Below are 22,766 nucleotides of genomic sequence, written 5' to 3' on the forward strand. Positions count from 1 at the left end.
TCGATGCGCGCTACGACACCTAATTTAAAGGCTAAGGTGTAATCTCGTTGTGTGCGCTTACGGCTTGAGTTAATGGGTGTTGTCATAAAGACGTCCTCTTTATGTCAACCTATTTCCGGACGGGACAATGCAACATAAAAAAGCCTCGATACTCTCGAGGCTTTTTTATGTTTGTAAGCTTAATATTGTTCTGCGCACCAGCTTTCAAAGATAAGAGCGGCTGCTAGGCTGTCTACCGCGCCTTTTTCAAGGGCTTTATAGCCACCTAATTCAAATAACTTTTCTTTGGCATCTACTGTGGTTAGTCGTTCGTCTTGCATCGCAATTTGGTAGCCAAAGCGGCCGTGTAAGCGGTTGGCGAACTTCTTGGCGCGGCTCGTAATGTCTTGCTCGGTACCGTCCATATTCAGCGGTAAACCAATCACTAATAAATCAGGCTGCCATTGTTCTAGTAGCTTTTCCAATAGGGGCCATGAAGGGATCCCATCTTGTGCTTTAATTGCGGTTAATGGCTTAGCGCTGCCGGTGAGTTCTTGACCAATGGCTACGCCAATGCTTTTGGTTCCAAAATCAAAAGCCAGTACTGAACGTTCTCCATCGCGCGCCATTATGTTCGCCCTGCTGGTTTAGTGTTAGAGGGCTGCCATAAACCTAGCCAAGCTGCACTTAGAGTTAAGCAAGAACGATGTTGATGTGTGTTCATTACGCGTGTCCTACTTGGCTAGATAGTTGCCAAATATCGATACCTAAATGATTGGCCGCGGCTTCCCAGCGCTTATGGCTTGGTGTCCTAAAAATGATATCGGTACTGGCGGGCAGGGTTAGCCAAGAGTTTTCGGCAATCTCTTGCTCTAACTGACCCGCTTCCCAGCTGGCGTAACCTAAGGTAACAATGTATTCACTGGGTTGAGAATCTGTGCCTAGGGTATCGAGCACATCTTTTGAGGTGGTCACCATCAGTTCATCGCTTATTTCTAAGCTACTACTAAAGCCTTTAACTGGCGAGTGCAAAACAAAACCGCGCTCTTGAGCCACTGGTCCACCTTGGTAAACCGGTTTATCTAAATCTTGGCGGATCATTTCTACCTGATCTTGCAATTCTATTTGCTCTAGCAACGACTCTACCGATAGATCGACAGGTACATTGATGACTAGGCCCATAGCGCCTTCATCGTTGTGCTCGCAAAGGTAAACTACCGAGCGCTTAAAGAACGGGTCGTTCAGGCTCGGCATGGCGATTAAAAACTGGTTTTGCAGGGTATTCATTGCGTCCAAATTAAACCTTACTACTGTCTAGGTTGATGCTTTAAGTCTAGCTTCAATCGCATCCATTAACTTGCCAGTGATAGATATATCATAGGCGGCTTCAATCTCTTTTATACAAGTTGGGCTGGTAACGTTAATTTCGGTGACTTTATCGCCAATCACGTCTAAGCCCACAAAGACTAAGCCCTTTTCTTTAAGAGATGGACCAATGGAGTTGGCAATGTTCCAATCGCTTTCAGAAAGCGGTTGTGCAACACCACGGCCTCCTGCTGCTAAGTTACCGCGAGTTTCTCCTTTAGAGGGAATGCGCGCTAAGCAATAAGGCATTGGCTCGCCGTCTACAATCAAAATACGCTTATCACCATCTACAATCTCGGGGATGAACTTTTGCGCCATGCAATATTCTTGACCGTGATTGGTGAGGGTTTCTAAGATTACGCCTACATTAGGATCGCCATCTTTTAGGCGGAATATAGACGCGCCACCCATGCCGTCTAGCGGCTTCATAATGACGTCTTTATGTTGTTGATGAAACGCTTTAAGACGCGGCATGTCGCTACTAACTAAGGTCGTTGGCGTAAATTCAGAGAACCATGCGGTAAACAGCTTTTCGTTGGCGTCACGTAGGCTTTGTGGCTTGTTAATAATTAAACTGCCTTCAGCTTCTGCGCGCTCTAGTATGTAGGTGGCGTAAATAAATTCAGTATCAAAAGGTGGATCTTTACGCATCAGTATCACGTCGAGCTCACTGAGGCTCTGGTCTACTTGGCTGCCAAGTTCGTACCAAGATTGGGGATTCTCTTGTACCGCAAGTGGGCGCATATTGGCCGCCGCACGGCCGCCATCTAAGTAAAGATCTTGCATTTCCATGTAGTAAATTTCGTAGCCGCGCTTTTGCGCTTCCATCAACATGGCAAAGCTTGAGTCTTTTTTAATGTTAATGTTGGCGATGGGGTCCATCACGATACCGAGTTTAATACTCATTTATGCTAAGTCTCCAAATTGACACTGCAAAGCGGTGATTGCCGTTAATGCGGCGGTTTCTGTGCGCAATACACGGGGGCCTAAAATGGTCTCTTGAAATTGGTATTGATTACATACTTCAATTTCTTGAGCACTTAAGCCGCCTTCTGGCCCAATTAGTAAGCGTACTCCATTTTCAGGAGTAGGCAGGGTCTTAATGCTATATGGGGCCTTTGGATGCAAATTCAACTTCATTGCTGATGAGGTCTCGCTAGCCCATTGCTCTAAACTTTGTAGCTGTGCTACTTCAGGCACGATGCTTCTGCCTGATTGCTCGCAGGCAGCGATTGCAATTTTTTGCCATTGCTGGCGTTTTTTCTCGAACCGTTCTTGATTCAGTTTTACGCCACAGCGCTCGCTGGTAAGAGGGGTAATTTTGTTTACGCCTAGCTCTACAGATTTTTGAATGGTGAATTCCATGCGATCACCACGAGAAATAACTTGGCCTAGGTGGATATCTAGCGGTGATTCAGAATCATTGATATGCACTTCAGTAATTTTTACCGATACATGCTTTTTACTGCTGCTCTCAATGATGGCTGGGTAGTTGTTGCCATCGCTATTAAATAGCTCGAGTAGCTGACCTGCTTCCATTCTTAATACTCGGCCCACATGATTAGCGGCTTCTTCATCTAGCTCTGTGAGTTGATGTAGCGCGAGCGATTGAGACTGATAAATACGAGGAATGCGCATGGTAAAAAGGTGGCTCCGTAATCTAGCAAGAAAAATGGTTGGTTTTACTGCTAAAGAATAAACCTATTGCTGGTTTATTCCCAGCAACTCTATGAATCTGGGAAGGATAAGGTACCTCTCTTCACTGACTTATTTGAAGAACCTGTCTGCAGGTGCGGCATTGATAGCTCGCGCCTTTAAGTACCTTGTTGTGGCGACGGATGCTGAGCAGGTGACTTTGGCACGCACAGCGGTATTCAACGCTGTTGATTTTTATGCTTTCAAGCGAGTAGTTATGGGTGGTGTGCGGCGGGCAGTTAAATACGTTTAACATAATGGCTTGCCACTCTTTACCGTGTGGTTTTACGCGGCCATACACCGCATGGCAGATGATATGGGCGACTTCATGAGGAACGGTTTGTGCTAGAAAGTGTTCAGGTTGCTGCTGATAAAAGTGGGCATTAAAGCGCAAACGCCAGCGGCTTAAGTTAGCACTGCCTGCCACTTTGCTATTACGCGCCGACAACAGTATTTCTGGGCGGGTAAATGTTCGCTCAAAAAAAGTCTCAGCTTGGATAAAGCAATTTTCTACGGTTTGGTTTAGGCGTTGCACGCTAACTTGAGTTCTCCATAGTGTTAAATGGTCAGTAATGTTTAACGATCAAAAAAGCCGAAAGGATAATCAAGGATTATACGCTTTCGGCTTAGCTTGGCGAGTTTACCTCTGGCTTATAGGCCAGCTTCGCTCTTTAGTAACTCTGCTTTATCAGTCGCTTCCCAAGGGAATTCTTCACGACCAAAGTGGCCGTAAGCCGCTGTTGCTTTGTAGATGGGACGCTCCAAATCTAGCATGCTTAGAATACCGTAAGGGCGTAGATCGAAGTGTTTGCGTACTAATGCAACCAATTTGTCGTCGGCAATTTTGCCTGTACCAAAGGTTTCAATGCTAATTGAGGTAGGCTCTGCAACACCAATGGCGTAAGACACTTGAATTTCACAGCGGTCTGCTAAACCTGCAGCCACAATGTTCTTAGCTACGTAACGACCAGCATAAGCTGCACTACGGTCTACTTTTGAAGGATCTTTACCAGAGAATGCACCGCCGCCATGACGCGCCATGCCGCCGTAGGTATCTACAATAATTTTACGACCGGTTAAACCACAGTCACCCATTGGGCCACCAATTACAAAACGACCAGTTGGGTTTATATGGTATTGAGTATTTTCATTTAACCATTGCGCTGGCAATACTGGCTTAATGATCTCTTCCATTACTGCTTCACGTAAATCGGCAGTAGAAATGCTGTCACAATGCTGAGTAGATAACACGACCGCGTCAACGCCAGTGATGATGCCGTTTTCGTAAGCAAAGGTGACTTGCGATTTTGCATCTGGGCGTAACCAATCTAAGGTGCCATTTTTACGTACTTCTGCTTGGCGCTTAACCAACAGATGCGAGTAAGTGATAGGGGCAGGCATCAATACGTCGGTTTCATTGGTGGCATAACCAAACATTAAACCTTGGTCGCCAGCGCCTTGTTCTTCTGGGCGAGAGCGGTCAACACCTTGGTTAATGTCTGGGCTTTGCTTGCCCACAACGTTGAGTACCGCACAAGAATCGGCATCAAAGCCCATGTCTGAGTGGGTGTAACCTATGTCGCGCACAGTTGAGCGAGTAATCTCTTCAATATCAACCCAAGCTGAGGTGTTAATTTCACCACCTACCATTACCATGCCGGTTTTTACGTAAGTTTCACAGGCTACACGTGCCTTAGGGTCTTGCTCTAAGATTGCGTCTAATACTGCGTCAGAGATTTGATCTGCAATTTTATCTGGATGCCCTTCAGACACTGATTCTGAAGTAAATAAATGAGTAGCCATGTTTATATCTCGTAAATGATTATATACGTATGGATGTTTTACCATCTGGACGTCTATTCTAAGTGAGGGTTTACAGATTTGCTAGCGCTTATTAATGAAAAAAATTCACCTTAGTGGATTAGTTTTGTTGTATTGGTTTGTTTTGCTTAGTGCTGGATAGTGCTGACAGGATGCTTGGCAGGCGTTTATTCAATGCTCATTCACCATTCTATCTTAAGAATAAGGGGGCTAACTGGTGGCCTTAAATGTGTTCAATTCGGGCTGGTGATATATCTTAAAGGGGAATGGTAGTGCTTCTTTATGGCTTATTAAGAACCTAACAAAATGGATATTGTCGCTAGTGTATAAAGATAACTTAGCCGCCTCGGGGGCGGCTAAGTGTTTCCAGCTTTAATTAAGCGGCTTTATTAAGGCTTGCCGAGTTCATGCTTAATCCAGTTGCTCATGTTTTGGCGAGTTTCTAGTCCGGTTTTTCGCGCAATTTCTTTATCGCCACGTACCACTAATAATATTGGTAGGGTAGAAACTTGATATTTGCTACGCGCAGATTTGTCTTTACTGAGATTGATGAGCTCAATTTTCTTTTCGTTCTGCTGGTTATAAATCATCACCAAATCAGCTTGGATCTTACTTTCGTCATTACGGTCATGCACAAAAGACACTAAACGTAAGGGGGGGCGAGGGCTACGCACTAAATCTAGGCATTGGCCATTATCACCGTATTCTTTACATGACCAAATGAATTCATAGTACTCAAGACGTTGTGAGTAGAAGTATTGGCCAGCATCAAATTTTTTGAGGCTAGGTATTTGTTTAGTGCTTACACCATACTTATCGGTGAAGCTTTCTATAACCCGACTATTAGGGCGGAAAGTGGTGGTTTCGGTATTGACTGAAGCTAAAACTTGGCTAGGTAACATAGCCATTATTAACAGTACAACTAGGCGGCGCATAAAAAATTTCCCTCTATAAATACAAAGCCACTATTAATATCTCTGGCATAGTAGATCACTCTAAGCCGTAAGCCCACAGTAATTTACTGTGATAGCGCTCTCATTTTTAAATAAACCAAATATTTAAGTGAATAGTTGCTGGTTGAGGTGATTGTATAGGTTAAATCAATACTTTAGAGGCAAAGCTTTATCTTGCTTAATAAGGGATTATCCGTTTATACAACTCTACTCAACCGCCTAGGGTTGGTTTTTATGAAATAGCACTGCATCTATTGGTTATGCAAGTTTGCGGGTTGAGTTCTTGTTGCTTGATTAAGTTAGCGAGTAGGCCACTCAGATGAAGATATATTGACGGCAGCATCGGCACATAAATAGTCGTCAATTTGAATTAGTGTTGTTGTAATTGTTCGTTGTTTAAGGTTTTGTTTTCTTCTTTTACCAGTACTGGGCTATTGATTAAGCGGATCTGGGCATTAAGTAATTGTTGCTCGATCAAACTAGGCGAACGGAATAGATACTTGGCAACAGCGCTGGCACACAAACAGGCCACAATCGCCGGCAGCACAATCTCTACTTGTAGGGTTTGTTCGGTAATGAGTAAGAATGCGGCCCAAGGAGTGCGAAAAACAGCACCAAACATTGCGCCCATGCCAACGATAACAAGCATCGAGTTGGGGGCATTGGGAATTACATTACCGATAATGCTACCTAAAATTCCACCAATCACTAACATGGGCCCTAAGCTCCCGCCAGGCAAAGCAAAGGCTAAGGCTACTGTGGTGAGTACTATTCTGGCAAGCAGCCACAGGTGTTGTTCAGTTAAGGCTAATTCCCAGCTCAATAAGCCATTTGGAGTAATGGGCTCTAAACCTAACCAGTGTGGATTAATTACTCCCGCTAAGGCAGTGATACCTGCAGCGATAGCCACTGCATAACTGCGCTTAAGTGTTGGAATAGAACGAATCGCTCGCACCAATAAAGTGGCAAATAAACCACACAACATGCCAAGCAACGCAAATTGAGGCAGCTCCGTCCAAGTAAACGATTGGTCGGGGAGGTCGATGCTTAACATACTGCCACCATGTAGATCGGAAACAACGCTAGCCGTATAGGCGCATATTGCAATGGTAGCAATTGAGCGCCAATTAAAGCGACGCATTACTAATTCGTAGGCAATTACGGTGCCGGCAAGCGGCGCATTAAATAAAGCTGCTACTGCTGCCGCCGTGCCGCAAGCGACACTTAAGCGAATTTGTCCTTGAGTAAGGCGAGCGGCGTGGGAGAGATTACTGGCCACTACTGCGGTAAGGTAACAAGCAGGCCCAACTACGCCAACAGCGAAACCACCCCAAGTAAGTATTAGTCCCACTGCGAATTGATAAGCTAAATTGCCCCAATGAAGTTGCCCTTCATCAAAATGGTAGGCTTTAACCACAAAAATTAAACCCACTTGTTTGTAGTTAGCAAACAGCCGTTCAAGAAACAAGATGCTTAAGGCCGCGAGTAAAGGAAGCGAGTATGGTGGAAGGGGCTGATTAAGCAAAAGATTAGGATTAAGGTGGGCAAGGTCGCTAAATAGCAAGGCAATACCACTAGAGAACAAACCAATGAACAGGTAAACAAAAAAACTGCGGCTGCGAAATGCAAAATTATTTGCCATCTAGTTGGTTTACCGTCCCTCAATATTTCTTGTATCAAGACTTTATCACGTCCTTGTCAGCTGTAAATATGTGTTTGCTTAAGCAATTAGCAGAGTTTTTTAATAAATCTGGTTATTCTTTTTAGATATTTATTGAGTAACACCGTTGACTTTGTGACAATACGCGCCTCTCGACACCCTATAGCCCTAATATTTGCAGGAGAAATTCATGTCTTCTCGTCGTCAATACGCCAATGCTATCCGTGCTTTAAGTATGGATGCAGTTCAGCAAGCTAACTCTGGTCACCCTGGTGCTCCAATGGGAATGGCTGATATTGCTGAAGTTCTATGGCGCGACTTTTTGAAACACAATCCAACTGACCCAACTTGGGCAGACCGTGACCGCTTTGTTTTATCTAACGGCCATGGCTCTATGTTGCTGTATTCTCTGTTGCACCTATCTGGGTATCAACTTCCGATTGAAGAGCTTAAAAACTTCCGTCAGCTTCATTCTAAAACACCTGGTCACCCAGAGTACGGTTACGCACCTGGCGTAGAAACCACTACTGGCCCGCTAGGCCAAGGCATTACTAATGCCGTAGGTATGGCACTGGCTGAGAAAATCTTAGCGGCGCAATTTAACCAAGATGGTTTCCCGGTTGTTGATCACTACACTTACACCTTCTTAGGTGATGGTTGTTTGATGGAAGGTATCTCGCATGAAGCTTGTTCTTTAGCGGGCACTCAAGGCCTAGGTAAACTTATCGCATTCTGGGATGACAATGGCATCTCTATTGATGGTGACGTAGAAGGTTGGTTTACCGACGATACCGTTAAGCGTTTTGAATCTTACGGCTGGCATGTAATTGGTGGCGTAGATGGCCACGATAGTGAAGCCATTAGCGCAGCGATTAAAGCCGCTCAGGCTGAAACGACTCGCCCAACCATGATTTGTTGTAAAACAGTGATTGGTTTTGGTTCGCCAAACAAATCGGGTAGCCATGATTGTCACGGTGCTCCACTAGGCGCTGAAGAGATTGCAGCTGCTCGTGAGTTCTTAAACTGGCCACATGCTGCGTTTGAAATCCCACAAGATGTTTACCAAGCGTGGGACGCTAAAACTGCGGGTGAGAAATCACAGTCAGAGTGGAACCAATTGTTTGCCGGCTATGAAGCGGCTCACCCAGCACTAGCAGCTGAGTTCAAGCGTCGTGTGACTGGCCAAATGCCAAGTGATTGGAAAGAGTTTGCCGACAACTACATTAGCGAGCTTCAAGCAAGCCAAGCTAAAATTGCTACTCGTCAGTCTTCACAAAAAACCTTAGAAGCCTTTGGCCCTAAATTGCCAGAGCTACTAGGTGGCAGTGCTGATTTAGCACCATCTAACCTTACTATGTGGTCTGGTTCTGAAGCGGTAACCGCTGAAGACGCATCAGGCAACTACATGCACTACGGTGTGCGTGAGTTTGGTATGTCGGCCATTATGAATGGTATGACTTTGCATGGTGGTTTAAAGCCTTACGGTGCTACGTTCCTAATGTTTATGGAATATGCACGTAACGCTTTGCGTATGGCTGCTTTGATGAAGCAACCGGCAATTTTTGTTTATACCCACGATTCAATTGGTTTGGGCGAAGATGGCCCAACTCACCAAGCGGTAGAGCAAACTGCTAGCTTACGTTTAACACCTAACATGAGCACCTGGCGTCCATGTGATTCAGTAGAGTCTGCAGTTGCTTGGCGTCATGCGGTAGAAAGTACCGATAGCCCAACTTCGCTTATCTTCTCTCGTCAAGGGTTAGCGCCGCAACCGCGTGATGCACAGCAACTTGCTGATGTTGCGCGTGGTGGTTACGTACTGAAAGATTGCGCAGGTACGCCAGAGCTTATCTTGATTGCTACAGGTTCAGAAGTTGAGCTAGCGGTAGCAGCAGCGGATGAACTAACAGCTGCAGGTAAAGCAGTACGTGTAGTCTCGATGCCAGCCACAGATGTGTTTGATGCACAATCGCCAGAATACCGTGAATCAGTGTTACCTATTGCTGTACGCAAACGTATTGCTGTTGAAGCTGGAATTGCAGACTTCTGGTACAAGTACGTTGGCTTTGATGGCAAAGTACTGGGTATGACTACCTTCGGTGAGTCAGCGCCAGCGGGTGAATTGTTCAAGCTATTTGGTTTCACTAAAGAAAACTTAGTGAACATGGCGAACGAACTTCTGTAAGCACTTGCAAGTGCTCGTTCAGTAATAAATAGAACCCTCTGCTAAGAGGGTTCTTTGTTTCAGCGTTATAGAAAAAGGCGATTATTATGCCTCGTCAGCCTATCAAAGTAGCGATAAATGGTTTCGGCCGAATTGGTCGCAGCGTGCTTCGCGCTTTATTTGAATCTCACCGTCAACACAAAATCAAAATCGTTGCGATTAATGAACTAGCCAGCCCAGAAGCAATGGCTCATCTGCTTAAATACGATTCTACCCACGGCACGTTTGCTGAAGATGTATTGCTGCAAGGCGAAAAGCTCACAGTAGAAGGTCAAGCCATTCAATTGCTGCATCAACGCGAGCCCAATCAGTTACCGTGGAAAGATTTAGCGGTAGATATTGTCATGGAATGTACTGGGCGTTTTAGCTCGGTGGCCGATGCGCAAATGCATATTGACGCCGGGGCCAAGAAAGTTTTGTTTTCTCACCCTGCCGATCCTTGCGTAGATCAAACGGTAGTCTATGGTGTAAATGAAGATTTGCTGAGTGCTAGCGACAAAGTGGTCTCAAATGGCTCTTGTACGACCAATTGTATCGTACCGGTGATTCAGGTCTTAGATGAAGCCTTTGGGGTTGAATGTGGTACTATTACTACAATTCACTCAGCAATGAACGACCAACAGGTCATTGATGCCTACCATACTGACTTACGCAGAACCCGTGCGGCTGGGCAGTCAATCATTCCTGTTGATACTAAGCTGGCTAAGGGTGTAGAGCGAATCTTGCCTAAATTCGCCGGTAAGTTTGAAGCCATTGCGGTGAGGGTGCCTACGCAAAACGTTACGGCGATGGACTTGAGTGTAACATTGTGTAAAAAAGTTACAGTTTCTGATATAAATCAAGCCATACAAGCAGCACTTTGCGGTAAATTAAGCGGCATATTGAGCTATACCGAAGAACCTTTGGTGTCTATCGACTTTAATCACGATAGTCATTCAAGCATTATTGATGGTTCTCAAACACGGGTTAGCGGCGAACATTTAGTGAAAGTGTTGGCCTGGTGTGACAACGAATGGGGCTTCGCCAATCGCATGTTAGATACCGCTGAATTAATGAGTAACACGGAATTGTAGGTTTAGCCATGCTGGCTAAACTGTAAGTTTAATTTTTAAAACTATAGAGGACAGATAATGTCAATTATCAAAATGACCGACTTAGATCTTGCAGGCAAACGCGTATTCATTCGTGCTGATCTAAACGTTCCAGTAAAAGACGGTAAAGTAACTTCTGATGCACGTATCCTAGCATCTCTTCCTACTATTAAGCGTTGTATAGAAGCTGGCGCTAAAGTAATGGTTACTTCTCACCTAGGTCGTCCAACTGAAGGCGAATACGCTGAAGAATTCTCTCTAGCTCCTGTAGTTAACTACTTAAACGACGCACTAGATTGTGACGTTAAACTAGCTAAAGATTACCTAAACGGCTTAGAGCTAAACTCGGGTGAATTGGTTGTTCTTGAGAACGTTCGCTTCAACAAAGGCGAGAAGAAAAACGAAGAAGAGCTATCTAAGAAGTATGCTGCATTGTGTGACATCTTCGTTATGGACGCATTTGGTACAGCTCACCGCGCCCAAGCATCTACCCACGGCGTAGGTACTAACGCGCCTGTAGCGTGTGCTGGTCCTTTACTTGCTGCTGAACTAGAAGCGCTTGGTAAAGCGATGGACAACCCAGCTCGTCCGTTAGTGGCTATTGTTGGCGGTTCTAAAGTATCAACTAAATTAACAGTGCTTGAGTCTTTATCTAAAATTGCTGACCAACTTGTAGTGGGTGGCGGTATTGCTAATACTTTCATCGCTGCAGATGGCCACAATGTAGGTAAATCTTTATACGAAGCTGACCTAGTAGATACCGCTAAAAAACTAATGAAAGAGTGTGCTATTCCTGTAGCCACTGATGTTGCCTGTGCTAAAGCCTTTGATGAAAATGCAGAAGCTGAAATCAAAAATGTTTCTGAAGTACAAGACGACGATATGATCTTCGACTTAGGCCCAGATTCTACAGCAGCTCTTGCTGAAATTATTGGCAATGCTAAAACTATCCTTTGGAATGGCCCTGTTGGCGTATTTGAATTCAAGAATTTTGAAGCAGGTACCGCGGGTATTTCTAAAGCTATCGCCGAGTCTGCAGGCTTCTCTGTAGCGGGTGGTGGTGATACACTAGCGGCCATCGACAAGTTTGGTATTAAAGCCGATGTATCTTACATCTCTACGGGCGGCGGCGCTTTCCTAGAGTTTGTAGAAGGCAAAGTATTACCAGCTGTAGCCATGCTTGAAGAGCGTGCAAAAGGCTAAGAACGTAATCGGGAGCGCAGCTCCCGATTTTCTGTATTAGAATACTCTGTTACAGAAACAAGAATTTTTAATCAACAAGACTAAATGGAACCATTGCTATGTCTAAGATCTTTGACGCAGTTAAACCAGGTGTAATCTCTGGTGATGACGTACAGAAAGTTTTCGAAATTGCTAAAGAAAACAAATTCGCACTACCAGCGGTAAACGTAGTTAACACTGACTCAATCAACGGCGTACTAGAAGCTGCGGCTAAAGTTAAGTCTCCAGTTGTTGTTCAGTTCTCTAACGGCGGTGCAGGTTTCTTCGCTGGTAAAGGCGTTAAACTTGAAGGTCAAGGTGCTCAAATCCTTGGTGCTGTTGCTGGTGCAAAATATGTACACGCTGTTGCTGAAACCTACGGTGTTCCAGTTATCCTGCACACTGACCACGCGGCTAAGAAATTGCTTCCTTGGATCGACGGTCTTCTAGATGCTGGTGAAGAGTTCTTCGCTCAAACTGGTAAGCCTCTTTTCTCTTCTCACATGCTTGACCTAAGTGAAGAGTCTCTAGAAGAAAACATTGATACATGTGCTAAGTACCTAGAGCGCATGGCTAAAATGAACATGACTATCGAAATCGAACTTGGCTGTACTGGTGGCGAAGAAGACGGCGTAGATAACTCTGACATGGACGCATCTGAGCTTTACACTTCTCCTGAAGACGTAGCATACGCATACGAGAAACTAATGGCTGTTAGCCCACGTTTCACTATTGCTGCTTCTTTCGGTAACGTACACGGTGTTTACCAAGCGGGTAACGTAGTACTTACTCCTACTATTCTACGTGATTCACAAGCTTACTGTGCTGAGAAATTTGGTATTGCACCAAACGCACTTAATTTTGTATTCCACGGTGGTTCTGGTTCTTCTGAAGCAGAAATCCAAGAGTCTATCGGCTACGGTGTTATCAAAATGAACATCGACACTGATACTCAGTGGGCAACTTGGGATGGTATCCGTACTTACTCAGCTGAAAACTTTGATTACCTACAAGGCCAAATCGGTAACCCTAAAGGTGCTGATCAACCTAACAAGAAGCACTACGATCCTCGCGTATGGTTACGTGCTGGTCAATCTTCAATGGTTGCTCGTTTAGAAAAAGCGTTCTCTGACTTAAATGCAGTAGACGTGCTGTAATTTAGTCATCTAAGGCTATATTACTTAAGGCTCGCTTTGGCGAGCCTTATTCGTTTTTAAATCACAAGTAAATGGTATTAGATGGATTTATTTCAGCCATAATTGATGAGTTGTACATTTTAATTTACGTTTAAAGTGTTGCTCCACCAGCTATTTGTTCACTTATCCTACCTCTTCAATTTTCTCGCTTTTAGTTCATGATTGTTTTACTTTAGCTTTATAAGCCAATGAATTTTCTATATTTATAGTTTTAGTATTAAGTGTTTTCCTAAGCTATTCAGGCTCTTATGTTTGATCTTAGGTTTAGATTAGAAAAATTCATTCGTTAAACTAAGGTCTATTGACTAAAATTTATACTCTAAGCCCTTCGATATAGGCTGAGTCGCTGGCTGCGGATAGCGGGCGTGTTAAATAAAGATTGAAAGGAATAATCAGATGGAACAGAGCATTGCAACATCAAATGCAACGATTGTATCAATACAAGGACAAGCGTTTGCAGTAGATGCCCAAGGCACTATTAGATCCCTGCAACCAGGGGATAGTGTTGTGCCTGGCGAAATGATTATTACTTCCCAAGGTGCGCAACTTGGCTTTTACTATGGTGAAGACCAGTACCTGCTTGGTGACAATAGTGCTACTCAACTTCCCAATGTTGATATTGCAGAAGGCCCTTTAAGCGCGGCTAACGATCTTGATGTAGACGCTTTGCAACAAGCCATTTTAGAAGGTGCTGACCCAACGGAGTTGTTTGAAGCGACTGCGGCTGGTGGCGCTCCTACTGCTGCGGATGGTGAAGCAGCTGGCAACGGTGGGTTTATTACGATCGACCGAATTGGTGGAGAAACCATTGCTCAAACTGGTTTTAATACCCAAGCTCCCCAAGTTCCAACTAATGCAGCCCAAACTGACTCTGATGCAAACGCTCCAGAACCGCTAGCAGCAATCGATAACTCTCAACCTGAACCCACTCCCACTCCCCCTGCACCTAGTCCCGATCAAGCACCAACGATTACGCTTACTGCTGGAAGTATTACTGAAGATTTAGTGGATGCCGATACCGTTATTGCTAGCTTTACATCAAATGATGCCGACGGTGATGTTTTAAATCACAGCCTGCTAAATGATACTGACGGTTTTTTTGTTATTGATGGAAACGAAATTAAGTTGAGTGATGCGGGTATTGCTGCAGTTAACAATGACCAACTCAATTTAACGACTTTGAATTTAACCATTCAAGTTGAAGCTAATGGCCTAACGGCTTCTGATAGTGCTTCTGTAGAGATTGTTAGAGTAGACGACGAGCCCGCCACACCTGTAGATCAAGCTCCAACGATAGACGTGGTTGCTCAAAGCGTCACTGAAGATGCAGTCAGCACAGATACAATTGTTGCCAATTTTACCTCAAACGATCCTGATGGTGACGTTCAAACTTACCAATTGTTGAATAACGATGACGGCTATTTTGTTATTGATGGTAACCAAGTCAAACTCACTGCTGATGGTGTGGCGGCGATTAATGATGACAGCTTAAATCTGACAAGCTTGGATTTGACCGTTCAAGTTGAAGCTAATGGCCTTACTTCCACTGATAGCGATACGCTTAGCATTGTAAGAGTGGACGACGAACCAAGCACTCCTGTAGATCAAGCTCCAACGATAGACGTGGTTGCTCAAAGCGTCACTGAAGATGCAGTGAGTACAGATACAATTGTTGCCAATTTTACCTCAAGCGATCCAGATGGAGATGTGCAGGCTTACCTGTTGTTGAATAACGACGATGGTTATTTTGTGATTGATGGTAACCAAGTAAAACTCACCGCTGATGGTGTGGCGGCGATTAATGATGACAGCTTAAATCTGACAAGCTTGGATTTGACCGTTCAAGTTGAAGCTAATGGCCTTACTTCCACTGATAGCGATACGCTTAGCATTGTAAGAGTGGACGACGAACCAAGCACTCCTGTAGATCAAGCTCCAACGATAGACGTGGTTGCTCAAAGCGTCACTGAAGATGCAGTGAGTACAGATACAATTGTTGCCAATTTTACCTCAAGCGATCCAGATGGAGATGTGCAGGCTTACCTGTTGTTGAATAACGACGATGGTTATTTTGTGATTGATGGTAACCAAGTAAAACTCACCGCTGATGGCGTGGCGGCAGTAAACAGTGATGCTTTAAACTTGTCTGAACTCTCCATTAGTGTTCAAGTTAGCGCGAATGGACAAACCGCGACTGATAGCGACATCGTGAATGTTGTTCGTGTGAATGATGCACCGGAAACCGATGCGGTGGCACTAACGCCGATAGCTGAAGACAGCGGTGCACGTACAATTACTAGTGATGAACTACTAGCTAGCGCAGGAGATATCGAAGGTGATGACTTAACGGTAAGCAACCTGCAAATTAGCGCAGGGAGCGGTAGCTTAGTCAATAACAACGACGGTACTTGGACTTACACGCCAGCTGCTAATGACGATACAGAAGTGAGCTTCAGTTACGACATCACCGACAATGGCAGTACTAATGGCGCAAGTGACCCGCAAACGGTAAGCGGCAGTGCCAGCTTAGACATTACTCCCGTGAATGATGCACCGGAAACCGATGCGGTGGTATTAACGCCGATAGCAGAAGACAGCGGTGCACTTACTATAACCAGTGATGAACTGTTAGCTAGCGCAGCAGATATCGAAGGTGATGACTTAGCGGTAAGCAACCTGCAAATTAGCGCAGGGAGCGGTAGCTTAGTTAATAACAACGACGGTACTTGGACTTATACGCCAGCTGCTAATGACGATACCGAAGTGAGTTTCAGCTACGACATCACCGACAATGGCAGTACAAATGGCGCTAGTGACCCGCAAACGGTAGGCGGCAGTGCCAGCTTAGATTTAAGACCAGATAATGACGCGCCAGATGCTCAAGACGATGATTTCTCAAATGTAGCGCCTTCTGAATCTGTCCAATTAGATTTGTTGGCTAACGATAGCGATCTGGAAGGTGATGCGATAAGCATTAAATCAATTAACGGCACAGAACTTACCCCGAGAATTGCGCAAGATATTGCTGTAGCCAATGGTGTTGTTAACGTGACAGCGGCAGGAGTAATTAGCTTTACTGCTAATGCAGATGGTAATGGCGCAGTTGATTTTAATTATGTTTTACAGGACGAATTTGGCGCTGAAAGTTCAGCTAGCGTATCTGGAAATGTCGTTGATCTCGTTAATGATTCAGCGCAAGTATTTGAAGCTGGTTTAGATACTGGTTCGGACGCTGGCGTCGCAGCTACGCTAACAACGGGTAACTTGCTCAGTAATGATGGTGGGGTGGTTGATGGCTTAGCCATTTCTAGTATCGGTTATGATGGTGGAGTGAACACTGCTGACGTAAATGGTGTGATTAGCTTTGATACTGAACAAGGCTCGCTAACGGTTTATACCGAAGACTACAACGGTTTTTTCAAAGGCGATTACGAGTACCAATTGAACTCGTCAAGTCTTAAAGGTGATAGCGTCACCGAAAGCTTCGATTATGTTGTGAGTAACCCCGCAGAGGGCTTCGCTACTCAAGGCAACTTAGAAGTTAGTATCGTTGATGATGCTCCGGTGGGTAGCGATGTATATCATAACTTAGCTTCTAGACCTCTATTAGTGACTACGAACTTAGTGTTGGTACTCGATACTTCTGCCAGTATGACGAACGGAGGGGATTATCTTGGTATTGCTGTAGAAGCTTTATCTGGCCTGATTGAACAGGCAGACTCTCGCGGAAATGTAAACGTTCAGGTCATTGGTTTTTCGGAATCGGTGAAGACTAGTGGTTGGATTAGTGACGATGTATCTGAAGCAATTAGTTTCCTTGAAAGCCTTAATTCGGGAGGGGGGACCCATTATGATTTGGCTCTGAATGAAGTGATAGCGACCAGTACCTCGATTAATCAACCGCTTGCTGACAACACTTTGTTGTATTTTATCTCTGATGGTGAACCTACTTCTGGTCACGGTGTTGATGACACTGTTGAGTATGAAGGTCTAAATGGATTAGCTGCATGGGATTCCTTTGTCGAAAATAACCTAGACACCAGCTATGGTATTGGGATTGGTGATGCAGATTTGGGGGTTCTAGAAGATGTAGCTTCGGAATCAGCAACCGATGAATTTGCTTTTATTGTCGAAGATGTAAACGACCTCTCGGTTACACTTATAAAAAGCTATCTTGACTCTGATATTGAGGCTTCTTTGGGTCTGTTCAAAACAGCTTCAACTAATGGTTTTATGGTCGGAGCCGATGAAGGGTATGTAAGCACTATTACTATTGAGACAGTTTCTGGCCCCCACACTTATTATTATGACCCATACGCTGAACCACAGCAGGCGAAAAACATCAATATTACAACGGCTTTGGGTGGTTTGTTTTTGCTTGATTTTTCTACAGGAGCTTATTCATATGAGTTGGATGTAGATAGCGATGGATGGGGTAAACAAGAGAGTTTAGAGGTCTCAGTAACGGACTTGGATGGCGACTCTCATTCTATTGATATTGAAATTAGTACTATATTTGAAGCAGCTGTAGATGCTAATCGTGATGTCATTATTACAAACCAAGATGGTAGTAGCACAATTAGCGTACCAAGTTTGGCCTTGCTGTGGAATGACACTGGCGAAGAGATCTCTTTGCTTGAAATCGATAATGTCGTAGGCGGTTCTGTGGCTGGCAGCGATGAAATTCTATTTAGTTCAATTGATGATGTAGGCCTAGGTATTCACGATAGTAACTTTGAAACTGAAGATAAAGCTATCACCGGCTCAGAAAATGAGAATGATAGTGAATTAAATGGTCTTAACAATAGCCTCGCAACTGCTGTAGATTTAACTGACCGTTCTCTATTTAGCTCTAATGATGCTGATTTTATTCAGTTACCTAATGGGTATTCATATTCATTTAAAGGAAGCCTTGCTAGTGATAGTGACGCTACTAATGGTCATGATCAGGATTGGTTAAAGATATCTCTAGCGAAAGGTGAAAAAATCTGGGCAAACATGGATCCTGTTTCGGGACAACCTTCTGTGAAAACAGATCTATATCTTTATGATAAAGACGGTAAATTGATAACTAAATTTGGTGAAAACTGGCAGGGCCCCAAAGATGGTTATGAAGCCCAATATGAAGGTGAGTACTATTTCCAAATAGTCGCTGACAACCCTTCAAAGAGTGGTGATTATCAGCTTTATTTAACTATTGACGTAACCAACGCGGATTATGTAAAAAAAGCTGATGATGATGTGCAGGAGCAATTTGACTATACCATTATTGATGATACTAACGATGTTATCGATACTGCAACTGCAGAGCTTATTGGTGTTCATGGTAACTCTGTTGATGGCGGAGATGGCGATGAGGTATTGGTGGGTAATGAGTTTGCCAATACCATTACTGGTGAAGCGGGTGATGATGCCTTGGTAGGCTATGCTGGCGACGATCAACTAGAAGGCGGTGAAGGTGCTGACTTGTTAATGGGCGGTATAGGAGCTGACACTTTAATTGGTGGCCAAGGTAACGACGTATTAATTGGTGGTGATGATAGTGATATGTTTGCTTGGCTTGACGGTGACGATCAAGGCACCACTAATGACACCATTAACGACTTTACCTTAAAAGACGATAGTGATCCGAATAACGCCCCTGATGTACTTAACTTGAGTGATTTATTACAAGGCGAAACGGAAGCGAGTTTAGAATCTTATTTGTCGTTTGAAACCATAAGCAATGGTGGCGCTGTTGAAACGATCATATCAATTGATAAAGATGGTGGGGCTAATGGCGAGAGTGTTCATCAAACGATCACCCTTAAAGATGTCGATTTCAGTGGTATGAGTGATAATGATATTTTGACTCAATTGATTGAAGATCAGCAGCTTAATATAGACAACTAGGCCGTTTACGTTTGGGAAAACCCACTTTCAAGAGTAAGCTAAGGCTTACTCTTGATGTTTTATATTTAGGAAAGGATGCTAGGTGCAGGACGCAAAACCACAGCAGCAATATCGTGATTTAGATGTAACCGCAGAACGCATTGATCCCTTACTGAACAGTTTGGTATTTTTGTCCAAGTTTTATGGTAAGCCTTTTTCTGCTAGAGCGTTGTCAGCGGGATTACCTTTGGAAGAAGGACTACTCACTCCGGCATTATTGCCGCGTGCTGCTTTGCGAGCAGGCATGGATGCATCTCTTGTAAAAAAGCCTATCGGCAAAATTCCTGAATTACTCTTACCCTGTATCTTGTTGTTAAAAGATGGTCGCTCGTGTGTTCTCGTTTCACGCACTTCTGATTCTGTTGAAGTAGCTTGGCCAGAACTTCCAGATAGTCATGAAACCATCTCTCTAGACAAACTCGCCCCAGACTACACGGGTTTTTGCTGCTATGTGCGCAAACGCTACCGTTTTGACGCTCGCTCGCCAGAATCTCTGAGCAACAAGCAGGGCCATTGGTTTTGGAATACTCTACGTCGTTCTGCGCCCATTTATCGGGATGCCTTGGTGGCATCGTTATTCCTTAACTTGTTTGCGATAGCTTCACCGCTGTTTGTTATGAACGTCTACGACAGAGTAGTGCCAAACTCAGCCATTGATACCTTGTGGGTGCTTACCGCAGGTATGGCCTTGGTATTGGTGTTTGATTTTGCCTTAAAGCAAATGCGCGCTTATACGCTGGATTTAGCGGCTAAAAAATCGGACATTTTGTTGTCTGCTCGAATCTTTGAAAAACTGTTAAACATAAAGGCAGAAGTAAGGCCGCCATCGGTGGGGGCTTTTGCTAAAAACGTGCAAGAATTTGATTCCATTAGAGAGTTTATTACTTCTTCTACGGTTGCTGCCTTGGTTGATGTACCGTTCTCATTGCTGTTCTTGTTAGTCATCGCCATGGTGGCTGGCCCCTTGGCGCTAGTACCAGCAGGGGCAGCAGTATTAATGCTGCTTTATTCGTTTTACATCAAACGCAAAATGCATCAAGAAGTTGAATTAGGCAGTCGGTTTGCTAGCCAAAAAAATGCTCACTTAATTGAGAGTTTAAATGGTATCGAATCCCTTAAATTGGCAGGAGCCGAAAGCCAGTTTCAGCATAAGTGGGAAGAGCTCGTTGGTAACATTGCTACTTGGAATATGGCTATTAGAAAGCTTGCTACCTCGGTAGGTAATGTGAATGCCTTTGTCTCTCAAAGTACTACTGTATTGCTGGTAGTGGTGGGGGTATTCCAAATCTCTCAAGGTAATCTCTCGATGGGAGGCTTAGTTGCCGCAGTGATGTTAACTGGGCGAGCGTTAGTGCCTTTTTCTCAGGTGTCGCTATTGGCTACAAGATATAACCAAGCGCAATCAGCCTTAGAAAACCTTGAAGATATTATGCAGCTGCCAGATGAGAATTTAGAGCGCTATATGCATCGTTCTCATTTTGATGGTGCGATTAGTTTTAGCGATGTGAGTTTTACTTATCCTGGCAGTGAACAGCAAGTTTTGAAGCAAGTGAGCTTCTCAATTAAAGCCAAAGAGAAAGTCGCCATTATTGGTAAAATTGGCGCGGGAAAAACCAGCTTAGAAAAACTATTACTCGGTTTTTATATACCCCAGCAAGGTGCCATTCGCCTCGATGGTGTCGATTTAAAACAAATTAGCCCGGCAGATGTTCGCCAAAAAATCGGCTGTTTACCGCAAGACATAAATTTATTTTATGGTTCTATTCGAGACAACATTACTTTGGGGGTGCCGCACATTGAAGATGAACTAATCTTCCGTGCCGCAGAACTTGCCGGGGTGACGCAGTTCACTGACGTAGATCCAGAGGGTTTAGACAGACAAGTAGGCGAGCGAGGTCAGTATCTCTCTGGTGGACAACGCCAAGCGGTCGCATTAGCCCGCGCTTTGTTGTTTAACCCGCCAGTATTAGTGTTAGACGAACCAACAAGCAGTATGGACGCGTTCTCTGAGAACTTAGTTAAATCTCGATTAAAGCAAGTAGCAGAGGACAAAACCTTTATTTTAATCACTCACAAGATGTCGATGTTAGATCTGGTTGACCGTATCATTGTATTAGATAGAGGAGCGGTAGTGGCCAATGGTTCTAAAGCGGAAGTATTAGAGCTATTACGCAGCGGCAAAGTGAGGTCTCCCAATGAGTAAGCAAAGGCCTGATATTTCTGAGGCAGAGCTTAAGTTTGTTGATGATATTAATGCCGCAATGTTGATGAAAACACCGCGTCGCTCGCGTCGCTTGTTGTGGCTTATTTTTGTCTTACTAGTGAGTGCAATATCTTGGGCGCATTGGGCTCAGGTAGATGAAGTCACTATTGGCAATGGCAAGGTAATTCCATCTCAACAGATTCAAACAATTCAAAACTTGGAAGGCGGTATCCTTAAACAGATTTTGGTTAGGGAAGGCGAGCAAGTAGAACCTGCTCAGCCCTTATTGCTTATCGACGATACCCGTTTTCGCTCAGACTTTCGCGAGCAAGAGCAAAGAGTGATAAACCTAGAAGGTGATGTTGCTCGCTTAAGAAGTGAAATCGCCAGTATTCAGTTAGACCCTAATTTGGCATTCGAGCAATGGCAAGAACAGGTAAGCGTTACCGATGTTGAGATTGAGTTTAACGATGAGTTTAAGCTGAAATACCCATCGGAAGTGACCGGCCAACAATTACAAAAAACTGCTCGTTTACGAGCCTTGCAAAATCAGCTTTCTATTACTGCAGGGCAAATCGATCAGAAGCAACAAGAGATAGTGGAGCTAAAGTCCAAAATCTTGCACGTAAATCAAAGTTACAATTTAGTATTAGAAGAACTAAAAATTACTAAGCCCTTGGCAGAAGAAGGCATTGTTTCACAAGTAGAAATTCTTAAATTGCGCCGACAAGCGAATGATTTAAAGGGTGAATTACAAAGCAGTAAGTTACTTGAGCCTAAAATTCGCAGCGCGATTGCCGAAACAATATATAAGCGCCGTGATATTGCGTTAGCGTTTTTAAGCGAAGCGCGCCGAGAGCTGAATCAAATTGAAGCTGAGCTACAACCGCTGAGCGAAGGGCAAGTGGGCTTGCGTGATAGGGTAGACAGAACCTCGGTAGTTTCGCCGGTTAAAGGCACGGTTAAAAAGATTTACATTAATACCGTTGGTGGTGTGGTTCAGCCGGGCATGAGCATCATGGAAATCGTACCAATTGAAGATAAGTTATTGGTGGAAGCGAAAATTCAGCCGAAAGATATTGCATTTCTTCGCCCGGGGCTTAAAACTGTTGTTAAATTCAGTGCTTACGACTTTTCCATCTATGGTGGCTTAGACGGGCAGCTAGAACATATTAGTGCAGACACCATTTTAGATGAAGAAGGCAATAGTTATTATCTGGTGAGAGTAAGAACCGACAAGAATTATCTAGGTACAGACGATACACCATTGCCGATTATTCCAGGAATGCTATCTAGTGTGGATATCATTACGGGTAAGAAAAGTATTTTAGATTATCTATTAAAACCAATAATTAAAGCGCAACAATCTGCGTTACGCGAACGATAAGAATGTGTATTTGCTAAGTCGTTGCTTAGCAAATGACAAG

The 22,766-nt window shown here is 44.1% G+C and carries 16 protein-coding genes; 7 read left to right on the top strand and 9 right to left on the bottom strand.

Annotation, left to right across the window (positions count from 1 at the left end):
- From FFR00_RS20610 to FFR00_RS20650, 9 genes are all read right to left on the bottom strand, one after another.
- Positions 1-86: valyl-tRNA synthetase (locus FFR00_RS20610; RefSeq protein WP_137672878.1), on the bottom strand; the 86-nt coding region annotated here is incomplete at its 3' end.
- Between the two features lie 93 nt (positions 87-179).
- The gene (gene ruvX / locus FFR00_RS20615) at positions 180-608 is read right to left on the bottom strand and encodes a Holliday junction resolvase RuvX (RefSeq protein ID WP_137675308.1); all 429 of its coding nucleotides are present in this window, start codon (positions 606-608) and stop codon (positions 180-182) included.
- 94 nt (positions 609-702) lie between these two features.
- Entirely contained in the window at positions 703-1,266 is a 564-nt protein-coding gene (locus FFR00_RS20620) for a YqgE/AlgH family protein (RefSeq protein WP_137675309.1), read from the bottom strand.
- 27 nt (positions 1,267-1,293) lie between these two features.
- Positions 1,294-2,250: a glutathione synthase gene (gene gshB / locus FFR00_RS20625; RefSeq protein WP_137675310.1), complete on the bottom strand. Its 957-nt coding sequence runs from the start codon at positions 2,248-2,250 to the stop codon at positions 1,294-1,296.
- A complete protein-coding gene (rsmE, locus tag FFR00_RS20630) occupies positions 2,251-2,982 on the bottom strand; it encodes a 16S rRNA (uracil(1498)-N(3))-methyltransferase (protein WP_137675311.1) in 732 nt (243 codons plus the stop codon). It lies immediately after the preceding gene.
- Positions 2,983-3,103: 121 nt separating this feature from the next.
- Complete coding sequence (locus FFR00_RS20635; protein WP_137675312.1) at positions 3,104-3,574, bottom strand: SprT family zinc-dependent metalloprotease; 471 nt, start codon at positions 3,572-3,574, stop codon at positions 3,104-3,106.
- A gap of 116 nt (positions 3,575-3,690) precedes the next feature.
- Complete coding sequence (gene metK, locus FFR00_RS20640) at positions 3,691-4,842, bottom strand: methionine adenosyltransferase (protein WP_137675313.1); 1,152 nt, start codon at positions 4,840-4,842, stop codon at positions 3,691-3,693.
- Between the two features lie 407 nt (positions 4,843-5,249).
- On the bottom strand, positions 5,250-5,795 hold the full coding sequence (locus FFR00_RS20645; RefSeq protein ID WP_137675314.1) for a hypothetical protein: 546 nt from the start codon (positions 5,793-5,795) through the stop codon (positions 5,250-5,252).
- 388 nt (positions 5,796-6,183) lie between these two features.
- Complete coding sequence (locus FFR00_RS20650) at positions 6,184-7,455, bottom strand: chloride channel protein (RefSeq protein WP_137675315.1); 1,272 nt, start codon at positions 7,453-7,455, stop codon at positions 6,184-6,186.
- Between the two features lie 208 nt (positions 7,456-7,663).
- On the opposite strand from FFR00_RS20650, the gene tkt reads away from it, so the two are divergent.
- The 7 genes from tkt (at position 7,664) to FFR00_RS20685 (ending at position 22,726) form a co-directional block, all read left to right on the top strand.
- On the top strand, positions 7,664-9,658 hold the full coding sequence (tkt, locus tag FFR00_RS20655) for a transketolase (RefSeq protein WP_137675316.1): 1,995 nt from the start codon (positions 7,664-7,666) through the stop codon (positions 9,656-9,658).
- Positions 9,659-9,744: 86 nt separating this feature from the next.
- A complete protein-coding gene (gene epd, locus FFR00_RS20660) occupies positions 9,745-10,770 on the top strand; it encodes an erythrose-4-phosphate dehydrogenase (RefSeq protein ID WP_137675317.1) in 1,026 nt (341 codons plus the stop codon).
- 57 nt (positions 10,771-10,827) lie between these two features.
- On the top strand, positions 10,828-11,991 hold the full coding sequence (locus tag FFR00_RS20665) for a phosphoglycerate kinase (RefSeq protein ID WP_137675318.1): 1,164 nt from the start codon (positions 10,828-10,830) through the stop codon (positions 11,989-11,991).
- Between the two features lie 98 nt (positions 11,992-12,089).
- A complete protein-coding gene (fbaA, locus tag FFR00_RS20670) occupies positions 12,090-13,166 on the top strand; it encodes a class II fructose-bisphosphate aldolase (protein WP_137675319.1) in 1,077 nt (358 codons plus the stop codon).
- A 435-nt stretch (positions 13,167-13,601) separates the two neighbouring features.
- Positions 13,602-19,097 (top strand): retention module-containing protein, encoded by a 5,496-nt coding sequence (locus FFR00_RS20675; protein ID WP_137675320.1) that lies wholly within the window; start codon positions 13,602-13,604, stop codon positions 19,095-19,097.
- 82 nt (positions 19,098-19,179) lie between these two features.
- Positions 19,180-21,339, top strand: a complete 2,160-nt coding sequence (locus FFR00_RS20680) for a type I secretion system permease/ATPase (protein ID WP_137675321.1) — start codon at positions 19,180-19,182, stop codon at positions 21,337-21,339.
- Entirely contained in the window at positions 21,332-22,726 is a 1,395-nt protein-coding gene (locus FFR00_RS20685) for an HlyD family type I secretion periplasmic adaptor subunit (protein ID WP_137675322.1), read from the top strand. Before FFR00_RS20680 ends, FFR00_RS20685 begins: the two co-directional genes overlap by 8 nt.
- Positions 22,727-22,766 lie beyond the last annotated feature (40 nt).

This window comes from Agarivorans sp. Toyoura001 (assembly GCF_005405585.1).
Lineage (GTDB): Bacteria > Pseudomonadota > Gammaproteobacteria > Enterobacterales > Celerinatantimonadaceae > Agarivorans.

What these genes read in the sequence shown, in the direction of transcription:
- ruvX (WP_137675308.1), bottom strand. Translation starts at nt 608, where the DNA reads ATGGCGCGCGATGGAGAACGTTCAGTACTGGCTTTTGATTTTGGAACC.
- FFR00_RS20620 (WP_137675309.1), bottom strand. Translation starts at nt 1,266, where the DNA reads ATGAATACCCTGCAAAACCAGTTTTTAATCGCCATGCCGAGCCTGAAC.
- gshB (WP_137675310.1), bottom strand. Translation starts at nt 2,250, where the DNA reads ATGAGTATTAAACTCGGTATCGTGATGGACCCCATCGCCAACATTAAC.
- rsmE (WP_137675311.1), bottom strand. Translation starts at nt 2,982, where the DNA reads ATGCGCATTCCTCGTATTTATCAGTCTCAATCGCTCGCGCTACATCAA.
- metK (WP_137675313.1), bottom strand. Translation starts at nt 4,842, where the DNA reads ATGGCTACTCATTTATTTACTTCAGAATCAGTGTCTGAAGGGCATCCA.
- FFR00_RS20645 (WP_137675314.1), bottom strand. Translation starts at nt 5,795, where the DNA reads ATGCGCCGCCTAGTTGTACTGTTAATAATGGCTATGTTACCTAGCCAA.
- FFR00_RS20650 (WP_137675315.1), bottom strand. Translation starts at nt 7,455, where the DNA reads ATGGCAAATAATTTTGCATTTCGCAGCCGCAGTTTTTTTGTTTACCTG.
- tkt (WP_137675316.1), top strand. Translation starts at nt 7,664, where the DNA reads ATGTCTTCTCGTCGTCAATACGCCAATGCTATCCGTGCTTTAAGTATG.
- epd (WP_137675317.1), top strand. Translation starts at nt 9,745, where the DNA reads ATGCCTCGTCAGCCTATCAAAGTAGCGATAAATGGTTTCGGCCGAATT.
- FFR00_RS20665 (WP_137675318.1), top strand. Translation starts at nt 10,828, where the DNA reads ATGTCAATTATCAAAATGACCGACTTAGATCTTGCAGGCAAACGCGTA.
- fbaA (WP_137675319.1), top strand. Translation starts at nt 12,090, where the DNA reads ATGTCTAAGATCTTTGACGCAGTTAAACCAGGTGTAATCTCTGGTGAT.
- FFR00_RS20675 (WP_137675320.1), top strand. Translation starts at nt 13,602, where the DNA reads ATGGAACAGAGCATTGCAACATCAAATGCAACGATTGTATCAATACAA.
- FFR00_RS20685 (WP_137675322.1), top strand. Translation starts at nt 21,332, where the DNA reads ATGAGTAAGCAAAGGCCTGATATTTCTGAGGCAGAGCTTAAGTTTGTT.